Source organism: Streptomyces sp. NBC_00461, from assembly GCF_036013935.1.
Lineage (GTDB): Bacteria > Actinomycetota > Actinomycetes > Streptomycetales > Streptomycetaceae > Streptomyces.
The window spans coordinates 9,866,651-9,887,614 of the sequence record NZ_CP107902.1 but is presented as its reverse complement, the minus strand read 5'-3'; the positions used below and the strand labels follow the sequence as shown (position 1 = coordinate 9,887,614).

Annotated in this window: 17 protein-coding genes, 1 pseudogene and 1 riboswitch; of the genes and pseudogenes, 11 read left to right on the top strand and 7 right to left on the bottom strand. The window is 70.1% G+C overall.

Going from position 1 to position 20,964, the window contains the following annotated elements:
• Positions 1 to 140 precede the first annotated feature (140 nt).
• The gene (locus tag OG870_RS45680) at positions 141 to 437 is read right to left on the bottom strand and encodes a hypothetical protein (protein WP_266527893.1); all 297 of its coding nucleotides are present in this window, start codon (positions 435 to 437) and stop codon (positions 141 to 143) included.
• Positions 438 to 609: 172 nt separating this feature from the next.
• On the opposite strand from OG870_RS45680, the gene OG870_RS45675 reads away from it, so the two are divergent.
• The 3 genes and pseudogenes from OG870_RS45675 to OG870_RS45665 all read left to right on the top strand — a co-directional run bounded on the left by OG870_RS45675 (position 610) and on the right by OG870_RS45665 (position 2,384).
• Positions 610 to 975 (top strand): nuclear transport factor 2 family protein, encoded by a 366-nt coding sequence (locus OG870_RS45675; protein WP_266527890.1) that lies wholly within the window; start codon positions 610 to 612, stop codon positions 973 to 975.
• 268 nt (positions 976 to 1,243) lie between these two features.
• Positions 1,244 to 1,423 carry a hypothetical protein gene (locus tag OG870_RS45670; protein ID WP_266928288.1) on the top strand — a complete coding sequence of 60 codons (180 nt, stop codon included), beginning with the start codon at positions 1,244 to 1,246 and terminating at the stop codon, positions 1,421 to 1,423.
• A gap of 4 nt (positions 1,424 to 1,427) precedes the next feature.
• Positions 1,428 to 1,511: riboswitch (ZMP/ZTP riboswitch) on the top strand.
• Between the two features lie 23 nt (positions 1,512 to 1,534).
• Positions 1,535 to 2,384 (top strand): annotated as a pseudogene (locus OG870_RS45665) (bifunctional 5,10-methylenetetrahydrofolate dehydrogenase/5,10-methenyltetrahydrofolate cyclohydrolase).
• Here the strand turns inward: OG870_RS45665 and OG870_RS45660 are convergent.
• A complete protein-coding gene (locus OG870_RS45660; protein ID WP_266527881.1) occupies positions 2,385 to 3,362 on the bottom strand; it encodes a CU044_5270 family protein in 978 nt (325 codons plus the stop codon).
• Entirely contained in the window at positions 3,355 to 3,903 is a 549-nt protein-coding gene (locus OG870_RS45655; RefSeq protein ID WP_266527878.1) for an RNA polymerase sigma factor, read from the bottom strand. Before OG870_RS45655 ends, OG870_RS45660 begins: the two co-directional genes overlap by 8 nt.
• A gap of 105 nt (positions 3,904 to 4,008) precedes the next feature.
• Between OG870_RS45655 and ctaD the strand changes: the two genes are divergently transcribed.
• On the top strand, positions 4,009 to 5,616 hold the full coding sequence (gene ctaD, locus OG870_RS45650; protein WP_266928291.1) for an aa3-type cytochrome oxidase subunit I: 1,608 nt from the start codon (positions 4,009 to 4,011) through the stop codon (positions 5,614 to 5,616).
• On the top strand, positions 5,613 to 5,963 hold the full coding sequence (locus OG870_RS45645; RefSeq protein WP_266928293.1) for a hypothetical protein: 351 nt from the start codon (positions 5,613 to 5,615) through the stop codon (positions 5,961 to 5,963). The genes ctaD and OG870_RS45645 overlap by 4 nt, the downstream gene beginning before the upstream one ends.
• Here OG870_RS45645 and OG870_RS45640 read toward each other — a convergent pair.
• Positions 5,956 to 7,923, bottom strand: coding sequence for an RICIN domain-containing protein (locus OG870_RS45640; protein ID WP_266928295.1), 1,968 nt, complete (start codon positions 7,921 to 7,923; stop codon positions 5,956 to 5,958). The two genes, OG870_RS45645 and OG870_RS45640, sit on opposite strands and share 8 nt — an antisense overlap.
• 247 nt (positions 7,924 to 8,170) lie before the next feature.
• Here OG870_RS45640 and OG870_RS45635 point away from each other — a divergent pair, with 247 nt between their 5' ends.
• The gene (locus tag OG870_RS45635; RefSeq protein ID WP_266842306.1) at positions 8,171 to 9,394 is read left to right on the top strand and encodes a glycosyltransferase; all 1,224 of its coding nucleotides are present in this window, start codon (positions 8,171 to 8,173) and stop codon (positions 9,392 to 9,394) included.
• 200 nt (positions 9,395 to 9,594) lie between these two features.
• Here the strand turns inward: OG870_RS45635 and OG870_RS45630 are convergent, their stop codons facing one another.
• A complete protein-coding gene (locus tag OG870_RS45630; protein ID WP_266527869.1) occupies positions 9,595 to 10,257 on the bottom strand; it encodes a TetR/AcrR family transcriptional regulator in 663 nt (220 codons plus the stop codon).
• Positions 10,258 to 10,439: 182 nt separating this feature from the next.
• Between OG870_RS45630 and OG870_RS45625 the strand changes: the two genes are divergently transcribed.
• Positions 10,440 to 11,699, top strand: coding sequence for a YncE family protein (locus tag OG870_RS45625; protein ID WP_266527866.1), 1,260 nt, complete (start codon positions 10,440 to 10,442; stop codon positions 11,697 to 11,699).
• A 183-nt stretch (positions 11,700 to 11,882) separates the two neighbouring features.
• Here OG870_RS45625 and OG870_RS45620 read toward each other — a convergent pair whose 3' ends face one another.
• Both OG870_RS45620 and OG870_RS45615 read right to left on the bottom strand, forming a co-directional pair.
• Complete coding sequence (locus tag OG870_RS45620) at positions 11,883 to 13,739, bottom strand: cellulase family glycosylhydrolase (RefSeq protein ID WP_266842091.1); 1,857 nt, start codon at positions 13,737 to 13,739, stop codon at positions 11,883 to 11,885.
• Positions 13,740 to 13,832: 93 nt separating this feature from the next.
• On the bottom strand, positions 13,833 to 15,806 hold the full coding sequence (locus OG870_RS45615) for a translation factor GTPase family protein (protein WP_327692199.1): 1,974 nt from the start codon (positions 15,804 to 15,806) through the stop codon (positions 13,833 to 13,835).
• Positions 15,807 to 16,033: 227 nt separating this feature from the next.
• Here OG870_RS45615 and OG870_RS45610 point away from each other — a divergent pair, with 227 nt between their 5' ends.
• Genes OG870_RS45610 through OG870_RS45595 form a run of 4 tightly spaced genes read left to right on the top strand, consistent with a single transcriptional unit; the run spans position 16,034 to position 20,648 of the window.
• Entirely contained in the window at positions 16,034 to 16,504 is a 471-nt protein-coding gene (locus OG870_RS45610; protein WP_266527858.1) for a (2Fe-2S)-binding protein, read from the top strand.
• Complete coding sequence (locus OG870_RS45605; protein WP_266842087.1) at positions 16,501 to 18,864, top strand: xanthine dehydrogenase family protein molybdopterin-binding subunit; 2,364 nt, start codon at positions 16,501 to 16,503, stop codon at positions 18,862 to 18,864. Before OG870_RS45610 ends, OG870_RS45605 begins: the two co-directional genes overlap by 4 nt.
• On the top strand, positions 18,861 to 19,715 hold the full coding sequence (locus OG870_RS45600) for an FAD binding domain-containing protein (protein ID WP_266587879.1): 855 nt from the start codon (positions 18,861 to 18,863) through the stop codon (positions 19,713 to 19,715). The genes OG870_RS45605 and OG870_RS45600 overlap by 4 nt, the downstream gene beginning before the upstream one ends.
• 6 nt (positions 19,716 to 19,721) lie before the next feature.
• Positions 19,722 to 20,648: an AAA family ATPase gene (locus OG870_RS45595; protein ID WP_443063475.1), complete on the top strand. Its 927-nt coding sequence runs from the start codon at positions 19,722 to 19,724 to the stop codon at positions 20,646 to 20,648.
• The last annotated feature ends 316 nt before the right edge of the window (positions 20,649 to 20,964 follow it).

The window sequence follows — 20,964 nt, the reverse complement described above, 5'->3', positions numbered from 1 at the left end:
GCTGCCGAGGATGCATGTGTTCGCCACGTGACATTTGATTCACGATCCTCGGCGGGACGCGACCAGCCTGCGGCAAAGTCAAGGGCCGCCCGGTGTTCCGGGCGGCCCTTGACAGGTGCGTGCGATGCGGCGTCGGTCTGCTAGAGGGCCTCGGGCAGCCCGGTCCCCGCGGCTCCCATGTGGGCGACCCGGTCCAGCTGCCCGAGGTTGTTGAGCCGGTTCAGCTGCTGCAGCTGCTCGGAGGGGCGCGGCACCTCGGCCCTGCGGTCCGCCGGGATGCCGGTCGCGGCGAGGGAGTCAATCGTGCTGATCGGGTTGAGCTCGCTCCCGTCCCGGTTCTGGATGGTCGAGTCGGACGCGCTGGCAAGGGGCGCCGCAAGGGCGGTGATGCCGGCGGCGAGACCAACCGCGGCAACGATACGTCGTGTTGAGATCATGCTTTTCACAACGTCACCGGGCCTCCGGCGGACACGGGCACATCGCTGCGCTCACCCATCAGGGGCAGCGCTCCGGCTGCGCTTGCCGAGGCCGCCCTGGCGGAGGAGTCTCGGATGAGAGGCCCTCCGCGGCCCGCTCCTCGTCGGGTCGCGGCCCTCGAAGGAGGTCATCATGGGCACCGCGGCAACCCCTGCCTTCAACGCCGACACCCTGCGCCGGGGCGTCGAGGGACACACGGCGACAGACCTTCTGTCGCTCTATGCGGACGACGCGCAAGTGCGCATCGTGGACCGCAACACCCAACCCAGCAAGCCCAAGGTCCTGCACGGTCGCGACGAGATCGGCGCGCTGTTCGAGGACATCTACAGCCGTGACATGACGCACAAGGTGGATCACTGCATCATCGAGGGCGACCATGCCGCCTACAGCCAGTCCTGCGAGTACTCGGACGGTACGCGCGTCCTGGCCGAGTCGATGATCACGTTGCGCGACGGAAAGATCACCGAAGAAATCCTGATCCAGGCATGGGACGAGTAGGAGGCAGAACCGCGAGGGTCCAGGTCAGCACCCGGTTGACCTGGACCTTCTCGGCCCGTGCGGCGCTGGGGCGGGTACGTCCTGCCCGGCCTCGGCGGCCACTGCCAAATTCCGCAGTAGTTCGGCCAGTGTCCGTTGCTCTACTGCGCTCAGTGCTGAGAGCAGCGCGATCTCGCCCGCTTCCTCCGTCGCCGCATGCTGCTCGAAGGCGGCGTTTCCCGCATCGGTGAGCCGGACCCGTACGCGCCGGCGGTCGGCCGTCTCGTGCGTGCGGGTGATCAGCCAGGCCCGTGACACCGGCGACGAGGCGGGGGCCAGGGCGCTCGCGACCGAGGTCGCCCGCTGGGCCGGGGTCATCGGTGCCGTTCGCATCGAGGCCCAGGCGACCGGTTTCCTCGCCGGGGTCGATCCGACGGCCCCGCCGCAGCACAGCGAGGACATCGGTTAGGGTCATGGCGGGCCGTGACTGGCGCTGAGGTGGAGTACCACCGGGGAGCGGCCACGCGGAGTCGATGCCGTGCGCCTGGGCGATCAGGTCACACCAGCCCAGGAGTGGATCATGTCCCAGGCCCGGCTCATGGACGGCACGTCGCTCGCCCGGCGGATCGTCGAGGACACCGCCGAGCGGGCGGCCGGCCTCACCGACCGCACCGGCACGGCGCCCTGTCTGGCGACGGTGCTGGTCGGCGAGGACCCCGCCTCCGTCACCTACGTCCGCATGAAGCAGAACCGCTGCCGCAAGGCCGGCATCGAATCCCGGCACGTGGAACTGCCCGCGGCCACGACCACCGAGGAACTCGTCGCCACCCTGCGCTCACTGTCCGACGATCCCGGCGTGCACGGCATCCTGCTGCAGCACCCGATGGGTGAACACATCGACGAGCGGGCCGCGTTCGAGGCGATCGCGCCCGAGAAGGACGTCGACGGCGTCACCTTCGCCTCCTTCGCGACGATGAGTTTCGGCCTGCCGGGCTTCGTGTCGTGCACGCCGGGCGGCATCATGCGGCTGCTCGACGCGTACGACGTCGACCCGTCCGGCAAGCGGGCCGTCGTCGTGGGCCGCAGCGCCATCCTCGGCAAGCCGGTCGGCATGCTGCTGCTCGCCCGCGACGCGACGGTGACGTACTGCCACTCGCGCACCCGGGACCTGTCCTCCGTGGTCCGGGGAGGCCGACATCGTGGTGGCCGCCGTGGGGCGGCCGCGGCTGATCCGGGGCGAGGACGTCAAGCCCGGCGCCGTCGTGATCGATGCCGGCTACAACCCGGGCAACGTGGGCGACGTGGACTTCGACTCCGCCGTGGAGCGTGCCGGTCTCATCACTCCCGTGCCGGGCGGTGTCGGTCCGATGACGATCGCCACGCTGCTGGAGCAGACCGTCGATGCCGCCGCCCGGCAGCTCGGAGTGTGATCAGCGCATCCAGGCGCTGTACGACTCGACATCGCCGGCCCTGACGCCGTACTCGGGCTCGGCCTTGGTCAGGACGGTCTCCAGGCCGAGCACGGCGCCGGTGGACGGGTCCATGATCAGCATCCGGCGGTTGCCGGGAGCGTCGTACACGTACGCCTGGCCGCGCCGCCCGAGCCGGTCGGTCACCTGGCCGACCGGGCGCAGCCCCTCGGCGTCCGCCAGAAGCCGGGCAAGCGTCGCGGACTCCCGGGCGCCGAGGGTCCAGTGGTCCAGCAACTCGGCGACGACGTCGAGGAGTTCGGGAGTCGTCAGCCCAGTGTGGTGGGTGTACGCGGCTTCCTGCAGATAGGCCCGCAGCCGGGCCGGGTCGGCCGGAGGGGGCGACTCGGGCGGCGCGTCGCTCCAACTCGGCGGATACGTCTGGCTGCTGATGACATGGCCGTCCTCGACCAGGTGCGGATCGCCGCCCTCGTCGCGCAGGACCGGCCGGCCGGGGTGTCGCGGGTCGGTCGCCACCACCAGCTCGGTGTGGCTGCCGTCGGCCTTCCAGCGCACGATTCGTTCCTCCGGCAGCGTGATCGGGGGCTTGTCCTCGCTCATGCCCATGCTCCAGGACTGCACGTGCGTGCCCTTGCGCAGCTTCGGCGCACCGTCCGCGGCGATCTGCTGCTGTGCCCGGCCGGCGAGCTGATCCAGGGGTACGGGGGTGGAGTCGGCCTGGACGACGAGCGCGCGGGGTGCGGCGACCGCGGGGGCCGTGCTCGGGCCGCCGAGCGTCAGCGTCAGCACGGTCGCGGCGACGACCGCGGTGGCCGCGAGACTCCACACGAGCCGGGTGCGGCGGCGGCCTGGAGGCCGTTCGTGCAGCAACTGGTTGAGCCGGCGCTCGGCATGGTGGTCGAGGGGGCCGTCGCCGTAGTGGGGGCCGTCGGACGGCGCCGGGTTGGCGCGGCGCAGGAGTTCGAGTTCGTCAGCCATGGTCGTGCTCCTTCGCGGCTGTCGGACCGGCCGTGGGTGCGGGGCGCATGCGGTCTATCTCGGTTCTGAGCCGGTGCCGGGCGCGGTGCAGCCGCATCGACGCGGCCCGGCTGCCGCAGCCGAGGGCAACGGCGACCTCGTCGATGCCCAGTTCCTCCCACGCCGTCAGGCGCAGCACCTCCCGGTCGGCCTCGGAGAGCCGGGCCAGTGCGTCATGCACCCAGGAACCCGCCGTCTCCGCGTCGGGACTGTCCACGATCTGCCTGCCGCGCGCGGTCTCGTCGTTGCCCAGCCGGTCGACCAGCCGGCGGCGCCGGCCGTAGCCGCGTACCGCGTTCGCCAGGCAGTTGCGTGCCACGCCGTACAACCAGGGCAGCGGGGAGCCGGGCAGGTCCGAGCGGCGCCGCCAGGCGACCGTGAACACCTCCGCCACCACTTCCTCCACCTCGTCGGCCCGCCCGTCCAGTCGCCGCGCGACATAGCGGCTGACCGCCCAGTAGTGCTCGCGATAGGCAGCGGCGAAGATCTCGTCGTTGCTCATGTTCCGTTCGTGTCCGGCACCGGCCGGATCGTCACACCCGCTTCCGTGATTCTCGTCGCGTCATCCGAGTGTGACCGGTGTGCCGGGCCCGGACACAGGCGGGGTATGAGGCACCTCAAGTGGTTGACGACCACTGACCACAAGACGATCGGGACGCTCTATCTCGTCACGTCGTTCGCGTTCTTCCTGATGGGCGGCGTCATGGCGCTGCTGATGCGCGCCGAGCTCGCCCGGCCGGGTCTGCAGATCATGTCGAACGAGCAGTTCAACCAGGCGTTCACGATGCACGGCACGATCATGCTGCTGATGTTCGCGACGCCGCTGTTCGCCGGCTTCACCAACTGGATCATGCCGCTGCAGATCGGCGCGCCCGACGTGGCGTTCCCGCGGCTGAACATGTTCGCCTACTGGCTGTACCTGTTCGGCTCGACCATCGCGGTCGGCGGCTTCCTCACCCCGTCCGGCGCGGCCGACTTCGGCTGGTTCGCCTACTCCCCGCTGTCGGACGCGGTGCGCTCCCCGGGCATCGGCGCCGACCTGTGGATCATGGGTCTGGCCTTCTCCGGTTTCGGCACGATCCTCGGTGCGGTCAACTTCATCACCACCATCATCTGCATGCGCGCGCCCGGCATGACCATGTTCCGCATGCCGATCTTCGTGTGGAACGTGCTGCTGACCGCGGTGCTGGTGCTGCTCGCTTTCCCCGTCCTGGCCGCCGCGCTGTTCGCGCTGGAGGCGGATCGGAAGTTCGGGGCGCATGTCTTCGACGCGGCCAACGGCGGCGCGCTGCTGTGGCAACACCTCTTCTGGTTCTTCGGCCATCCAGAGGTGTACATCATCGCGCTGCCGTTCTTCGGCATCATCTCCGAGGTCATCCCGGTCTTCTCCCGCAAGCCGATGTTCGGCTACATGGGCCTGATCGGCGCGACCATCGCGATCGCCGGCCTGTCCGTGACGGTGTGGGCCCACCACATGTACGTCACCGGCGGTGTGCTGCTGCCGTTCTTCTCCTTCATGACGTTCCTCATCGCCGTACCTACCGGCGTGAAGTTCTTCAACTGGATCGGAACGATGTGGAAGGGGTCCCTGAGTTTCGAGACCCCGATGCTCTGGGCCACCGGCTTCCTGGTCACCTTCACCTTCGGCGGCCTCACCGGCGTGATGCTCGCTTCGCCGCCCATCGACTTCCATGTCTCGGACAGCTACTTCGTGGTGGCGCACTTCCACTACGTGGTGTTCGGCACCGTCGTCTTCGCGATGTTCTCCGGCTTCCACTTCTGGTGGCCGAAGTTCACCGGCAAGATGCTCGACGAGCGGCTCGGCAAGATCACGTTCTGGACGCTGTTCATCGGCTTCCACGGCACCTTCCTGGTCCAGCACTGGCTGGGCGCCGAGGGCATGCAGCGCCGTATCCCCGACTACCTCGCGGTGGAGGGGTTCGCGACGCTCAACACGGTCTCGACGATCTCCTCGTTCCTCCTTGGCTCGTCCATGCTCCCGTTCTTCTACAACGTGTGGAAGACGGCCAAGTACGGCAAGCCGGTCGGCGTCGACGACCCGTGGGGCTACGGCCGTTCACTGGAATGGGCGACCTCCTGCCCGCCGCCGCGCCACAACTTCGTCACCCTTCCCCGCATCCGCAGCGAATCCCCGGCGTTCGACCTGCACCACGTCCGGCCCCCGGCCCCGGAAAGGGAAGTGGTCGCACCGTGAGCAGCAAGGACACCCAGGTGCTCCTCAACGAGATCGAGGGGCATCTGCTCCTGTCCGCCGCCCGGGAGGAAGGCCGCCGGGCCGCCGCGCGCTTCGGTGCCCGGCTCGACTGGCTCACGGACCCACAACGGGAGGACGTGGAGCGCCGGTTCGAGGAGGAGTACCTGGCACTCGCCCGCACCTCCTGGCAGCGCACGGCGGAGCGTGCCCGTCAGTTGCGGGGCGAGTACGAGGAGTCCTACCGCGGCCTGCGGCGCCGCCTGCTGGCCGGCTGGCTGCTGGCGTGCGCCGCGGTCATGTCCGCGGGTGTCGTGCTGCTCTCCTGCGCCTGGGCCGGGGCTAGTTGAGCGTCCACCTCTGGTTGTCGCCCGTACCGCATGTCCACAGCACCATGGAGGTGCCGTTGGCCGTGCCGTTGTTGTAGGCGTCCAGACAGAGGCCCGCGTTGACGTTGGTGATCGTGCCGTCGCTGTTGATGTTCCACTTCTGGTTGTTCTGGCCGTTGCAGTCCCAGATGACGACCTTGGTGCCGTTGCTCGTGCCGCTGTCGTAGGCGTCCAGGCACTTGTTGCCGTACACCACGAGTTCCTTGCGGGAGGTGGACGTCCAGGCCTGGTTCTGGCCGCCGTTGCAGCCCCACAGCTCGGCCTGGGTGCCGTTGGTGATCGTGTGGTCGTAGATGTCGAGGCAGCGTCCGGACTGCTTGCCGACGACCTGGGTGCCGTCGGTCCCGGGCTGGGGTCTGACTGTGATCGAGTCGAGGGTCGGGGCGCCCGAGAAGGTGAGCGAGTTGGTGGCGCCCTTGGACAGGCCGACCTGGACGGAGATCGTGCCTGGGCCGGCTCCGGTCGGCGGGAAGGAGACCGCGGTGGAGCGCTGGCCGTTGACCGTGAGGGTGCCGGTGCGGGCACCGGAGGTGTTGTTCGTGTACGAGACGTCGACGACCTTGACCCCGGTGCTCCCGGCGGCGACGCCGCTGAAGCTCGACGTGCCGGTGTAGGTGCTGCTCGACGCCTCGGTCCCCCCGGTGACCGTCAGCATGACCGAGCCGCCCGCCGGGACACTGGTCGTGTAACTCGTGCCGTGGCTACCGGCGTTGGAGCGCGCCCACAGGTCACGCACGGTCGCGGACGCGTCGGTCAGGCCCAGGTCGGACCAGCGGACGGTGATGTTCTGGGCGGCGGAGGTGCGGTTGAGGAGGACGACGGCGCGGTTGCCGGTGCCGGCCAGCGCCTTGCCGTACACCTGCAGTCCGCTCGTGTCCTCGGCGACCTTGACGCCCTGCAGGCCGCGCGGGTCCTGGTCGACGGCGACGACCTCGGGGTTCTTCAGTATCGAGGCGGTCTCGGAGGTCATGGTGGTGAGGTCGTTACCGGCGAGGAGCGGTGCGCCGGAGATCGCCCACAGGTTCATATGGGTGCGGTTCTGGGCGGCGGTGAAGCCGTCCATGCCGACCATCAGCATGTCCGGGTCGTTGTAGTAGCCGGTGTGCTGGGCCGTGGGGTGCAGGGTCTGGTCGAAGTTGGACAGCAGGTTCGTCATCGACGGCTTGTTGCCGTAGAAGATGATGTCCGTGCTGGTGCGCCACATGGGGGCCTGGCCCGGCGCCCAGTTCCAGGGGTTCTGCTTGCCCCAGTTGCAGACCGACAGGGTCAGCGGACGGCCGGTGGCGGCCGACGCCTTGGTGACCGCGTCGCTGATCGACCGGTACGTCGTCGCCGCGTCGAGCCCTTCGACGTCGCCGCCGCACCAGTCGACCTTGACGAAGTCGAAGCCCCACTTCGAGAACTGCAGCATGTCCTGGTCGTAGTGGCCCTCGCTGCCGCTGCCCGGCGCGGCGGGGCGGCCGGTCGGGTAGTAGTAGCCGCAGCCGTCCTTGCCGGCGTCCGTGTAGATACCGGCCTTGAGGCCCTTGCTGTGGATGTAGTCGGCGATGGCGCTCATGCCGCCGGGCCACTCACCTGTGTCGACGGTGATGTTGCCGCCGCTGTCGCGGGTGCCCTGCCACCAGCCCTCGTCGATGTTGATGTACTTGTATCCGGCTGCCGGCAGCCCCGCCGCGACGAACGCGTCGACCTGCTTCTTGATCACGTTGTAGTCGATCTTGGCGGCGAAACTGTTCCAGGAGGCCCAGCCCATGGGGGCGGTGGGCACGGCGATCTGACGGGCCGTCGCCGCCTGCGCCGGGCCCGGCACCGCGAACAGCAATGCGGCGGCCGCGGTCAGGGCGAGGGCGAGGAGACGTACAGCGGCGGCCCTGCACCGGTGCACGAGACCTCTTCGGGGCGAGCACGGAGGGGGGTACATGCGGCTCCTTCGACAGGGGGGACCCCAGGGGGGAAAGCATTCGACAACGCGTTCGAGCGGCGCACTCCATCCATATTCGATATATCGAACATGGATCGGTTAACCGAACATGTCGCGCGCCGAAAGTAAGGCCCCGAAGAGAGGGAAGTCAACGGGTGCGACAGGCCTGAACTGGCCGCTCTCCACGGGTTGTTCTGGCTGAGTGGCGTGCGGCGGCGCCATACTGGCGGTCGTGCGCGTAGCGATCATGACGGCGGGTTCCCGGGGCGACGTCGCCCCCTACACCGGACTCGGGCACGGGCTCTCCCGTGCCGGACACGAGGTCACCCTGGTCACCCACGCCCGCTTCGAGCCGCTCGTGGCGGGGTCGAAGGTCCACTTCCATGCACTGCCCGTGGATCCGCGGGCCGAGCTGGAGTCCTCACGCGGGCGTGGTCTGCACCGCAGCGGGACCGGCGTGGGGAAGCTGGTGCGGGTGGTGGCGATGGCACGCACACTGGTCGGGCGGATGACCGACGACCTCGTGGCGGCCGCCCGGTCGAGCGACGTCCTGCTGCTGTCCGGTTCGGTCGGCCCGCTCGGGCACACCATCGCCGAGGGACTGTCGCTGCCGTACCTGGACGTGCCGCTCCAACCACTGGCCCCCACAAGGGAGTTCGGGCCTCCGATGCTGGGCGTCCGCTCACTGGGGGCCGTGGGCAACCGGATCGCCGGGCACGGGGTGGGTCTGGCCGTCGAGCAGGTCTTCGCCGGGGCGCTGCCCGCGGTGCGGGAGCGGCTGGGACTGCCCCGCGCGAGTGCCGCCGTGGCCCGGCGGGCCCGGGAGCGGCCGGTGCTGCACGGCTTCAGCCCCCTGGTGGTACCGCGGCCGCGAGACTGGCGGCCGGGTCTCACCGTTACCGGATACTGGTGGCCGTACGACACGGTTTCCCAACTCCCGCCCCTTCTGCGGGACTTCCTCGACGCGGGACCACCTCCCGTGTACGTCGGCCTGGGCAGCGCCACCGTGCCCGACCCCGAGCGGCTCAGCGGCGCCATCGTGCGCGCGCTGCGCAGGGCCGGGCTGCGGGGAGTGATCCAGCGGGGCTGGGCCGGCCTCGGGGCTGTCGGCGACGACATGCTGAGCGTCGACGAGGTCCCGCACTCCGCGCTCTTCCCCCGCATGGCCGTCGTGGTCCACCACGCGGGCGCGGGCACGACGGCGGCGGGTCTGCGCGCCGGCGTACCCGCCGTGCCGGTACCGATCCAGTTCGACGAGGGCTTCTGGGCCGCCCGTCTGGTCGCCCTGGGAGTGGCCCCGCGCGCCCTGCCGCTGCGCCGCCTCACCGCCGACACCCTGGCCGCGGCCCTTTTGCGGGCCACCGGCGATCCGGCGTTCGGGCGGCGCGCGGCGCGACTGGGGGCGCGGATCCGGGACGAGGACGGCGTGGCGCCGGTGCTGGCCGCGGTGAACGGGCTCGGCGCGGTGTAGGGACTGGGCGCGGTCAAGGCCCTGGGGTGGTGAATGGACTGGGCGCGGAGAACGGACCAGGCGTGCGGAATGGGCCGGACTCGGTGAACGTTCCGGATGTCCTAAAGCCGGGGTGATCGCACGCTCGCCGACCGAGACGAGCACACCGAGGTTGCCGCCCACGCGCACGCAATACCCCCCGAGGGGACGCACCGCACCCGTCAGTCCGCCGGCGCGGCCCACCCCGGCGGACGCAGAATCGCCAGCAACTGCTGCACCAGTTCGTCCACCACCTCGTCCAGCGTCGCGTCGACCCACCCGGCGCTCCAGTCGTGAAGCAGGCCGTTGACGCTGCCGATGAAGGCGGTTGCGGCGATGCGGTAGTCACGCGGGGCCGCCTCTCCCCGCGCGGCGGCCGATTCCGCCTCGGCGCAGATGAGGTCCACCCATCGGGAGCGACGGGCGAGGCGCTGCTCCTCCAGGCGCGGGCTCACACCGATGATCTCGACGAAGGTGATCCGTATCCGGCGCGGGTCGCCGGTGACGTTGGCGGCGTAGGAGCGAAAGATGCCGGTGGCACGCTCGGCGAGCGGCAGGCCCTGTACGTCGGCGAGCGCGGTCACGACGGCTTCCTCGGCCCAGTCGTTGACCTGGAGATGCAGAGCGGCCAGCACGTCCTCAAGGGTGCGGAACTCCTCGTAGAACTGCCGGGTGGACAGGCCTGCGGCCTCGCTCAGCGCCGAGACCGTGGTGGCCCGGTAGCCGGGTTCGCCGCCGAACAGTTCGAGAGCGGCGTCCAGGAACCTCCTGTGCCGTTCGGCCTGCCGTTCCACGGCGGTCTTGCCGCCGTACCGTCCGGTCGGCGCCCTGAGCCTGCCCGCCACTGAACCTCCCTCGTCCGCCCCTTCCGGCAATTTTGTCGTGCCCGCGGTCTTGTGGAGAAGGGCGCATCTTCCTTACTTTCCAGTAAGTAGGAATCTGAAGGCGTCCGTTTTCAGATTCGGCTGTGTCCATTCCGTTTGGCATGCCCCCGTCATACTCCAGCCACTCAGAGGAGAGAGCACTCATGCCTGCCTTCAGAACCAGGCACCTTTGCTCCGTAGCCGCCGCCCTCGTCCTGACCGTCGCCGCGCCCGCGACCGCCGTCTCCGCCGCCACCGACTCCTCCTCCGCAGCCGCCCTGCGCGAGGTGATGTTCGTCGGCAACAACTGGGACGGCACCGCGGACGTCATCAGGTCCACCGGCGACTTCGCGAAGGTCGGCCGCATCAACGTCATCCCCGACAAGGACCAGCGGATGGCGGCGATCAACGCCGATCCGATCAAGTGGATCTACTTCATGGCGATCCGCAACGGCGTCGGCGAGGGCCACGACCAGTTCGTCGACGACATGTACTCCACCCCCGACGGCAGGTCGGTGGTGGTCTCCCGGCCGAGCTTCGCCGACGTCGTCTCCATCGACCTCGCCACCGGCAGCATCAACTGGCGTTTCCCCGTGTCCGGTTACCGGTCCGACCACATGGCGGTCTCCCCCGACGGCACCCGGGTGGCGGTGTCCGCCTCGACCGCGAACACCGTGCACGTGCTGGACATCAACACCGGCAAGCAGCTGGGCTCGTTCGCGACGGGCGACAAGCCGCACGAGAACATCTTCACCAAGGACGGCAAGTACATCTGGAACATGGCCATCGGGGACGTCAACACGTCCCTCGACGCCCCGGGTTGGGACTGGACCAAGGGCGACCGGCACATCACCGTCGTGGACGCGACGACGTACAAGCAGGTCAAGGTCATCGACATGCGGGACCGGCTCGACGCGATCGGCCTGAAGGACTTCTCGGACGCGGTGCGGCCGGCCGTGTTCTCGCCGGACGAGTCCAAGCTGTACTTCCAGGTGTCCTTCTTCAACGGGTTCCTGGAGTACGACGTCGCCACCGACAAGATCACCCGGGTGAAGACGCTGCCGAAGAACCCGGCGACCAGCGAGGACCGCACCACCTGGGTCAACGACTCGCGCCACCACGGCATTTCGATGAACCCGGACGGCACGAAGCTGTGCGTCGCGGGCACGATGGACGACTACGCGACGGTCGTCGACCGCGCCACCCTCGACGAGGGTCCGCTGGTGTCCGCCTCGAAGCCCTACTGGGCCACGGTCAGCGGCGACGGCAAGGACTGCATCATCTCCGAGAGCGGCGCCGACCAGGTCACGGCGATCGACTTCGCGACCGGGCGGAAGGTCACGTCCGTCTCCGTCGGTGACCATCCGCAGCGGGTGCGGCTGGGCCATGTGGAGGCGAACTGGTCGGGCACCTCCGGCAGCTGACTCCCGCGAGACGCGAGGTGGGCGGCACTAGAACCAGGCCGGTCCACCTCGCCCGCGGAGCCGGCCCACGTCGCCGCGGAGCCGGACCACCGGCGCGACCGTGCCCCGGGCGAGGGGGTCGGAGAAGATCCCCGGGCGGACATGGCGGGGAGGTGCCCCGGCCCGCCCGCCCGGGGCACCTCGTCAGAAGTGCGCGCCGGCCCACGCCGCCAGTTCGGACCTGGCCGCGGTCAGCAGGCCCGCCGAGGGTGAGGTGGCGCCGTTGGTCACCAGTGCGTAGTGCAGGGCGCCCGAGTCCGTGTCGGTGAGCAGGAGTCGGCGGCTGCCGGTGCCGCCCGGTTCGGGAGCCGCGGCGATCGGGGTCGACGTCGTGTACGCCGGCGGGCCGTACGCGGTGCCCAGGTCGGAGACCACCGTGGTCGACGAGGTCGGGAAGGACGCCGGGAGGTGCAGTTCGGTGGGTGCCGAGCCGCTGCCCGAGCGCCATACGAGCAGCCCGTACTGACCCGAGCCCACCAGCGTCGCCACGTTCGGCAGCGAGCTCGGAACCGGGTTCCAGGTCAGGGTCGTCGAGCCGTCGCGTGAGCGGTCCTCATAGGTGAAGGCGAGCGTCGAACCGGCGGTGGCGCCCGGGTACACGCGGTCGAGGAGCCGGCCGTCCTGGCGCAGCGTCGCCGCGCCGGAGTCGTCGAGGCCCACGGCCGAGAGGTCCTCGTCGTTCCAGGCGTCACCGGATGTGCGGACCTTGTCGGGGTTGTCGTTCATGAGCTCGTGGTGACGCCCGCTGTAGATGTCCCACTGCCACTGCGAACCGGACAGCACCGGGCCCGAGCCGGCCGGATTCGACCACCAGCTCGCGCCCGGCACACGGGAGTCGAGGGCCTGGTACATGGCCTTGAGCACGGTCGGCGCCTTGTCCGAGACCGTTCCCGACAGCGGGTGGCCGAACTCGCTGACCACGGCGGCCGTTCCCGCGGCCGAGGCGCGGTCGCGGATCGTCCCGAAGTCGGTCGCGTACTGGCCGTCGGCCGCCTTGCCCCACATGAAGATGCCGGAGATGGCCTTCTGGTCGTAGAAGTGCGTGTTGAAGACATATCGCGGACCGAGCGTGCCCGCGTCCAGGAGACCGCCCTGCTGCTTCTGGGAGTCGATGTTGGCGTTCCAGAAGAGATTGGGTTCGACGAGGGCCGGCTTGTCCTGCCAGCCCGCCGCGTCCATCCGGGCCCGGAACTTCACGTAGAAGGGCCACAGCACGTTCTGTTCCCAGGTGCGGCTGGTCTGGCCCGAGTCGTAGCTGCCCGCATGGGGCTCGTTGTACGGGTCGAAGCCCACCACGCCGGCGAACTCCGCGTCGCTGAGGTGCTGTTCGACGTACGCCATGGTCTTCTGCGCGGTGTCGAGGAAGGAGTCCTGAAGGCCGTAGGCGTTGTGCCAGAAGTCGTGCTGCGCCTTGGTCACGGCCTGGTTCTGGGTGATGTTCTGGCCCCAGAAGAGGCAGATCCCACAGGACTCCTGCGGGTAACCCCCCAGGTTCACCGCCCATGTGGGGGCGCCGTCGCCCGTGTACCAGCTGCCGGAGTTGAAGAGGTAGCGGGAGTAGAGATCCTGGTGGAAGTCGGGGTAGACGCGGATACCGGCGTCGAGGAAGGCCCGCATCTGGGCGGTGGCGGCGGCGAGGTAGGTCGTGTCGACCGCGCCGCGGGTGGGTTCGGCGTGGGCCCAGGACAGCAGGAAGCGGACCGAGTTGCCGCCACCGAGGGCGCGCAGCGCGGTCGCGGACTTCTTCGCGTCGGCCACCGAGGCGAACGGCAGGCCGCTGTTCTCCTCCAGCTTGGTCTCGCCGGAGACGTTGTACCCGCGCAGCACGACCTCGCGGCCGTTGCCGTCGACGAAGTGGCCGCTGCGCACGGTGAGCGGCGTTTCGTCGAACCAGAGGGAGTCGGGAAGGGTCGCGGCGGTGGCGGACGGCACGCCCGCCACCGTCAGGGATCCGAAGAGGACAACCAGAACCACGAGCAGACGTGCCCGGATATTCGGCATGTCCACTACAGTCCGGTGATTTCCGGACAACGTCAATACTTCTGACTCTTGAGTAAGTTTCAGGTTTCCGGGGCATGTTCTGTCCCTGCCGCCTCAACTCCCCACTCGACGCGTCACGTTCAACAGGTACTCCTTGCGATTGAGGGGGTTGTGGTCGGTGCGGGGACGTTCGGGAACCGTTCCGTAGGCGATCGGTGCGTGGTGGTCGAAGGCCGTCTCCAACTCGCCTTCGCCGCCCGTGAGTCCGGGCAGCCGCTGCTCCAGCTCGTGCACCCGGCCCGCCGGGACCGCACCCTCCAGGAGGCAGTCGGCACCACGCGTCCTGGTCGTCTGCGGTACGGCCCGCAGCGCGGCCAGCACCGGGAGCAGGGCGCCGAGGGTGTCGGCCGGGGCCTCGATCCGGAAGCGGTGCATCGGCTCGTACACCCGCACGCCCGCCCGCCGCAGCGCCTCGGCCAGGACCAGGGGCGTCACCCCGCGGAAGTCGGCGCCGGTGCTCGACATGCTCTTGTCGAAGCCCTGGTGGGCGTGGCTCTGCCGGGGCGAGTAGCCGGAGTGGGTCATGGTGACGACGCAGTCGGTGACCTGCCAGCCGTGCAGACCCTGGCCAAGGGTTTCGCGAACGGTGTCCTCGACGGCCTTGAAGAAGGCGTACGGCATCGAGCCGAGTTCCACCTCCAGTCGGAAGTCCACGCCCGAGCCGGTCGGCGCGGGGTCGACGCGCAGGCCGACGGTGGCGAGGAACGGGTTCGGGTCCTTCTTGTTGAACTCGACGGCCGCCCCCGAACCGGACGGGCGCTCGATACAGATCGTCGTGGTCTCCCGGAAGGTGACGTCGAGCCCGAACTCCTCGGCGAGCGTCGCCTGGACGACCTCCTTCTGCACCTCGCCGTACAGGGACACGGCGGTCTCCTGGCGCACCTCGTCGTGGCGCAGGTCGATGAGCGGGTCCTGTTCGGCGAGCCGGGTCAGCGCGAGATGCAGCTTCCCGCGGTCCACGCCCGGGCCCGGGACGACCACCGTCTCCAGCGTCGGCGGGGCGAAGAAGCGCTCGTACGCCTCACGGGGTTCGCCGATCGCGTCGCCGATCCTGATGCCGGTCAGGCCCCAGAGCCTGGCGATCCGGCCGGCGGGGACCGCGTCGGCCCGGACGTCGCCGCCGTGGTCGAAGACGCCGATCGCGGTGACCCTGCCCTCCTGGCCGGCCTCGCCGAAGGGGACCCGGTCGCGGGTGCGCAGGGTGCCGGAGAACATCCGGGCGTACGCCACCTTCTCCCCCGCCGGACCGCGGTCGACCTTGAAGACGGTGCCCGAGACCGGTCCGCCGGGGTCGCCGGCGGCCGGTGGCAGGAGTTCCTTGATGCCGGTCACCAGCGCGTCCACGCCCGCGCCCGTGATGGCCGAGCCGAAGTAGACGGGGTGGACCCGGGCCCGGCGAGTCAGGGCGGTCAGGGCCGTACGCACGGTGGCGTGCGAAATGGCGCCGCCCTCCACGTAGGCGGCCAGCAGGTCGTCGTCATGGTCCGCCAGGACGTCGGGGGCCGTCGGCGCGAGGCCCGGCGTGAAGCGGGCGTCGGGCGTACCCGGCCCCGCGGTGGTCCCCATCGGCACGACCGCCGGGGTGAGCCGCTCGGAGATCGCGCGCAGGACACCGTCGGGGCGGGCGCCGCGGCGGTCGATCTTGTTGACGAAGAGGAGGGTCGGGATGCGCAGCCGCTGCAGGGTCCGCATGAGGACCCGCGTCTGCGCCTGGACACCCTCGACGGCCGAGACGACCAGCACGGCGCCGTCGAGCACGCCGAGCACCCGCTCCACCTCCGCGATGAAGTCCGGGTGGCCGGGGGTGTCGATGAGGTTGACCGTCACGTCGTCGATCGGGAACGAGACGACGGCGGACTTGATGGTGATGCCGCGCTGCCGCTCCAGCGCGAGGGTGTCGGTCCGGGTGTTCCCGTCGTCGACACGGCCGATCTCGTCGATCACGCCGACCGAGTGCAGCAGCCGCTCGGTCAGGCTGGTCTTACCTGCGTCGACGTGCGCGAGGATGCCGAGGTTGAGCACATGCACGAAGCGTCATGTCCTTCGAAGAGGGGGCGTTTCCTTTCAGGCGGGACATGAACGGTGCGCGCATTGCTGCTCCCGGACGGTGCGGTGACAGGACACGGAAAGTCCAGCAGGCCGGTGCTCAAGACGCCAACGGATTAACGCTCAACCAATGACTCCGCTGCTCTCGCACCCTTCCAGAAGCAGTCCTAGAGTGACGTACATCACGTCCCGTGATCCTGGGAGGGCACATGACCCACATCTCGGTGAAGGTGGACGGCACGACGTACGAGGACGACGTGGAACCCCGTCTCCTCCTGGTCCACTACCTCCGCGACCGCCTCGGTCTGACCGGCACCCCGATCGGCTGCGACACCTCGAACTGCGGGGCCTGCACGGTCGAACTGGACGGCGCGAGCGTCAAGAGCTGCTCCGTGCTCGCCGTCCAGGCCGACGGAAGCGAGGTGACCACCGTGCAGGGGCTGGCCCATGACGGGGAGCTGACCGCTCTGCAGCGCGCCTTCCACGAGAAGCACGCCCTGCAGTGCGGCTACTGCACGCCCGGGATGCTGATGGCCGCGCGCGATCTGCTGCGCGAGCACCCGCACCCCACCTCGGAGGAGATCCGCCACGCCCTGGAGGGCAATCTCTGCCGCTGCACCGGCTACCAGAACATCGTGCGGGCCGTACAGGCCGCCTCCGAAGAGGAGGTCCCGGCATGACCGACCAGGCCGTGGAACCCGAGGTCGGGCGTGCCCGGCCCCGCAAGGAGGACGCCCGCCTGATCACCGGGCAGACCAACTGGACCGACAACATCAGCGTCAACGGACTGCTGCACATGGCGATCCTGCGCAGCCCGATGGCTCACGCCCGCATCGAGCGGATCGACGTGTCACCGGCCCTCGATCGTCCCGGCGTCATCGCCGCGTTCAGCGGCGGCGACTTCGCGGAGGTCCTGGGCTCGCTGCCGTGCGCCTGGCCGGTGACCGAGGACATCGTGCTGCCGGACCACCCGGCGGTCGCCGTCGACGAGGTGCGGTACGCGGGCGACCCGGTGGCCGTGGTGGTGGCCCGCGACCGGTACGCGGCCGCGGACGCCCTGGAGGCGATCGAGGTCGACTACGAGCCGCTGCCCCCGGTCCTGGACCTGGAGGCCGCGCTCGGTCAGGACGCCCCGCTGGTCCACTCCGGCAAGGGCACCAACCGCTGCTACGTCTGGCCGCTGAAGACGGGCGAGGACTTCGACTCCGTACGGCAGCGCGCCGAGGTCACGCTGAAGCGCCGCTACCACCAGCAGCGGCTCATCCCCAACGCGATGGAACCGCGCGCCGTCGTCGTCACCCCGCTCGCCGCGTCCGGCGAGTACACGCTGTACTCGGCCACCCAGATTCCGCACATCGTGCGCGTCATGATGGCGGTGGTCACCGGCATCCCGGAGCACAAACTGCGGGTGATCGCCCCCGATGTCGGCGGCGGCTTCGGCTCCAAGCTCCAGGTGTACGGCGAGGAGGCCATCGCCCTCGCGGTCGCCCGCAGGCTGGGCAGGCCCGTGAAGTGGACCGAGTCCCGCTCCGAGGGCTATCTGGCCACGCACCACGGCCGCGGGATGATCCAGGACGTCGAGATCGCCGCGAACCGTGACGGCACGCTGCTCGGCCTCAAGGTCGACCTGCTGGCCGACATGGGCGCGTACCTGATGCTCGTCACCCCGGGCATCCCGATCCTGGGCGCCTTCATGTATCCGGCGATCTACAAGATGGGCTCCTACGACTTCACGTGCACCGGTGTCTTCACGACCCGGACGCCCACCGACGCCTACCGGGGCGCCGGGCGCCCGGAGGCGACGTTCGCCATCGAGCGGGTCATGGACGAGCTGGCCGTCGAACTCGGCCTGGATCCGGTGGAGTTGAGGCGCCGGAACTGGATCGGACACGAGGAGTTCCCGTACACGACCATCGCGGGGCTGACCTACGACAGCGGCAACTACGAGGCCGCGACCGAGAAGGCTCTGGCGCTGTTCGACTACGACAAGCTGCGGGCCGAGCAGGCGGACCGCAATCACCGGGGGGACACCGTACGGCTCGGCATCGGCGTGTCGACGTACACCGAGATGTGCGGGCTCGCCCCGAGCCGGGTGCTGCGGGACCTCAGGTACGCGGCCGGCGGTTGGGAGGCCGCGAGCATCCGGGTGCTGCCGACCGGCAAGGTCGAGGTGGTCACCGGCACCAGCCCGCACGGGCAGGGGCATGTGACCTGCTGGAGCCAGATCGCCGCCGACGTGCTGGGGGTGCCGTTCGAGGACGTCGAAGTGGTGCACGGCGACACCAAGGCGGCCCCGCAGGGCATGGACACCTACGGGTCGCGGTCGCTCGTCGTGGGTGGAACCGCCGTCCACCATGCCGCGCGGAAGGTGGTCGAGAAGGCGCGGAAGGTGGCCGCCCATCTGCTCGAAGCGAGCGAGAACGACCTGGAGTTCACCGACGGCGTGTTCTCCGTCAAGGGGTCTCCGGACGCCCGCAAGACCATTCAGGAGGTGGCCTTCGAGACGTTCTCCTCGCACGATCTGCCCGACGGCATGGAACCCACCATCAACGCCGAGCACCTGACCGACCCGGACAACTTCTCCTATCCGCACGGCACCCACCTGTGCGCGGTCGAAGTGGACACGGAGACCGGGCAGACGCGGATCCGCTCCTACGTCAGCGTCGACGACGTCGGCAGGGTCGTGAACCCGACGATCGTCGAGGGACAGGTGCACGGCGGCATCGCGCAGGGCATCGCGCAGGCGCTCTACGAGGAGGCCGTGTACGACGACGACGGCAACCTGGTCACCGGCACGATGGCCGACTACCTCGTACCGGCGGCGCCCGACCTGCCCGACTTCGTGACGGACCGGACGGAGACACCGGCCACCTCGAATCCCCTGGGCGTCAAGGGAGTCGGGGAGGCGGGCACGATCGCGTCCACGCCCGCCGTGGTCAACGCGGTCATGGACGCACTGCGGCCCCTGGGCGTGCACGACATACGCATGCCCTGTACACCCGAGCGGGTCTGGCGAGCGGTGAGGGAGGCCCGGCGATGATTCCTCCGGCATTCGACTACACCCGGCCGGCCACGGTCGACGAAGCGGTACGCGCGCTCGCCGACGCCGGCGAGGACGCGAAGGTGCTGGCCGGCGGGCAGAGCCTGCTGCCGCTGCTGAGGATGCGGCTCGCCTTTCCCGAGCTGGTCGTGGACGTCGGCCGCATCCCCGCGCTGCGCGGGGTGCGCGAGGACGGCGACACGCTCGTCATCGGCGCGATGACGACGCACCACGACGTCATCCACGATCCGCTGGTCCGTCGGCACGCGGGCCTGCTGGCGTCGGCGACGGCCACGGTCGCGGACCCCGCCATACGGCATCGGGGCACCCTGGGCGGCTCCCTCGCGCACGCCGATCCGGCCGGGGACCTGCCCGCGGTGGTGCTGGCGCTGGGCGGTGAACTGGTGGCGCAGGGACCGGGCGGACGGCGCACGATCCCGGCCCGCGACTTCTTCGTCGACTATCTCCAGTCCTCGCTGGCGCCCGACGAACTACTGACGGAGGTCCGGGTGCCGAAGACGGACGGCTGGGGCTTCCACTACGAGAAGTTCCATCAGGTGGCGCAGTCCTGGGCGATCGTCGGCGTGGCCACACTGGTGCGGCGCGACGACGGGCACATCGCCGAGGCACGGATCGGCCTGAGCAACATGGGCTCGACCCCGCTGCGCGCCTCGGTGACCGAGGAGGCCCTGTCCGGCGCCGGGGACGCGGAGGCCGTGGCGCGGGCCGCCGAGTCCGCGGCGGAGGGGACGCGGCCGTCGCAGGACACCTCGGCCTCCCCCGAGTACCGCGAACACCTGGCGCGGGTGCTGACCAGGCGGGCGGTCCTGGTCGCCGCCGGAATGGGGTGAGGACCGATCACGCACACGCGCGACCCGATCGCGGACGGGCCGGGCCCGGCCGCGGACCTCGACGGCCCGGAGCAGGTACGGGCCCGCCTGGAGGAGACGGGATACCTCGTCGACGACGGGCTGGCGACCGCCTGCTTCCTGGCTCTGCGGCTGCACCGGCCGATCTTCTGCGAGGGCGACGCGGGTGTCGGCAAGACCGCGCTGGCGTCCGCCCTCGCCGTGGCGCTCGACGCGCCGCTGATCCGGTTGCAGTGCCACGAGGGCATCGACGCCTCGCAGGCGCTGTACGACTGGGACTTCCCCCGTCAGCTGCTGCACCTGCGGGCCGCGGAGGCGGCCGGAGTCAAGGACGCGGACCGCCTTGAGGGCGAACTGTACGACCGGCGCTTCCTGGTCGCCCGGCCGCTGCTCAAGGCCTTGGAGACGCAGCCGTCGGTGCTGCTGGTCGACGAGATCGACCGCGCCGACGACGAGTTCGAGGCCTTCCTGCTGGAGCTGTTGTCGGAGTTCTCGGTCACGATCCCGGAGCTGGGCACCCTGCGTGCCGAGGTGCCGCCGGTGGTGGTCCTGACCTCCAACCGCACCCGCGAGGTGCACGACGCGCTGAAGCGTCGCTGCCTGTACCACTGGTTCGACCATCCCGGCTTCGCCCGCGAACTGGCCATCGTACGGCGGCGGTTGCCCGGTGTGTCGGCACGCCTGGCGGAACAGGTGACCGCGCTCGTGCAGGCCCTGCGGTCCCAGGACCTGCTCAAACCGCCGGGTGTCGCCGAGACGATCGACTGGACCGAGGCCCTGGACGCACTGGGCGCCGACGAGGTCGACGCGGAACTCGCGGTCGCGACCCTGGGCTCGGTCCTGAAGTACCGCGAGGACACGGAACGGGCCCGGGGCCTCGACCTGTCGGCGGTACTGGCGACTCGGGGGGCTTGAGCGGTATGGGCGGCGTGAACGGCACAGGCGACATGGGCGGCGGTGCGGGGTGGGAGGACGGGCGCTTCGGCGCGGCAGCGGCGCACCATCCGCCCGGCGACACTCCCGGTCAGAGACGCGAGCAGACCGGCAGGCGCACTCCACCGGAACGGCCGGCATACGCGCACGCCCTTGGCGATGGCGAAGGCAATGGCGAGGGCGAGGGCCATGGGGCTGAACCGCGCAGCTGGGCCGGCGGTGCGGCGGAACTGGGCAGCGGCAACGACTCCGTGGGCTCGGCGGCCGACAGTCCCCCAGGCCCGGCCGCCCAGCCCGC

What these genes read in the sequence shown, in the direction of transcription:
- OG870_RS45680 (WP_266527893.1), bottom strand. Translation starts at nt 437, where the DNA reads ATGATCTCAACACGACGTATCGTTGCCGCGGTTGGTCTCGCCGCCGGC.
- OG870_RS45675 (WP_266527890.1), top strand. Translation starts at nt 610, where the DNA reads ATGGGCACCGCGGCAACCCCTGCCTTCAACGCCGACACCCTGCGCCGG.
- OG870_RS45660 (WP_266527881.1), bottom strand. Translation starts at nt 3,362, where the DNA reads ATGGCTGACGAACTCGAACTCCTGCGCCGCGCCAACCCGGCGCCGTCC.
- OG870_RS45655 (WP_266527878.1), bottom strand. Translation starts at nt 3,903, where the DNA reads ATGAGCAACGACGAGATCTTCGCCGCTGCCTATCGCGAGCACTACTGG.
- ctaD (WP_266928291.1), top strand. Translation starts at nt 4,009, where the DNA reads ATGAGGCACCTCAAGTGGTTGACGACCACTGACCACAAGACGATCGGG.
- OG870_RS45640 (WP_266928295.1), bottom strand. Translation starts at nt 7,923, where the DNA reads ATGTACCCCCCTCCGTGCTCGCCCCGAAGAGGTCTCGTGCACCGGTGC.
- OG870_RS45635 (WP_266842306.1), top strand. Translation starts at nt 8,171, where the DNA reads ATGACGGCGGGTTCCCGGGGCGACGTCGCCCCCTACACCGGACTCGGG.
- OG870_RS45625 (WP_266527866.1), top strand. Translation starts at nt 10,440, where the DNA reads ATGCCTGCCTTCAGAACCAGGCACCTTTGCTCCGTAGCCGCCGCCCTC.
- OG870_RS45620 (WP_266842091.1), bottom strand. Translation starts at nt 13,739, where the DNA reads ATGCCGAATATCCGGGCACGTCTGCTCGTGGTTCTGGTTGTCCTCTTC.
- OG870_RS45610 (WP_266527858.1), top strand. Translation starts at nt 16,034, where the DNA reads ATGACCCACATCTCGGTGAAGGTGGACGGCACGACGTACGAGGACGAC.
- OG870_RS45605 (WP_266842087.1), top strand. Translation starts at nt 16,501, where the DNA reads ATGACCGACCAGGCCGTGGAACCCGAGGTCGGGCGTGCCCGGCCCCGC.
- OG870_RS45600 (WP_266587879.1), top strand. Translation starts at nt 18,861, where the DNA reads ATGATTCCTCCGGCATTCGACTACACCCGGCCGGCCACGGTCGACGAA.